Raw genomic sequence first — 565 nt, forward strand, 5'->3', positions numbered from 1 at the left:
ACTCCCTGGCCATCAGAGATGGGCTTCTTCAGCAGGCCCGAATCGCTCAGTACGACGCTGATACAGTGCGCCTGGTTCTGGATATGGAGAGCGTCAAGGACAGCACAGCCACCGCCCTTTCGGACCCCTCGAGGCTGGTAGTGGATATCTATGGAGAGGGGCAGTTGACCCAGGGAGGCGATCCTGGAAATACTGGTTCGAATTCACCCGGATCAGAGGTGCTGCCCCTTTCCCAGCAGCTTGGTCTGAAGGTAAAAAGAATCGTTCTTGACCCTGGCCACGGCGGCAGGGACCCCGGGGCTGTTGGTCCTAAAGGGCTCAAAGAAAAAGATGTGGTGCTGTCCCTGGCAAAACGGATAAAATCTGCTCTGGAGGCCCGGGGATACGAGGTCCTGATGACAAGAGACAGCGATGTCTACGTCAAGCTGGAGGACAGGGCCATATTTGCCAACAACAGCAGGGCGGATCTCTTTGTCTCCATCCACACCAACGCCAGCAAAAACAGGGCGGTCCGGGGGATAGAGACCTATTTCCTGGGTGTTGCCCGGGATCGTCAGTCCAGTGA

At 56.8% G+C, this 565-nt stretch carries 1 protein-coding gene; it reads left to right on the plus strand.

From position 1 onward, the window contains the following. Positions 1-565: N-acetylmuramoyl-L-alanine amidase (locus P1S59_14685; protein ID MDF1527467.1), on the plus strand; the 565-nt coding region annotated here is incomplete at both ends.

This window comes from bacterium, assembly GCA_029210965.1.
GTDB lineage: Bacteria > BMS3Abin14 > BMS3Abin14 > BMS3Abin14 > BMS3Abin14 > JALHUC01.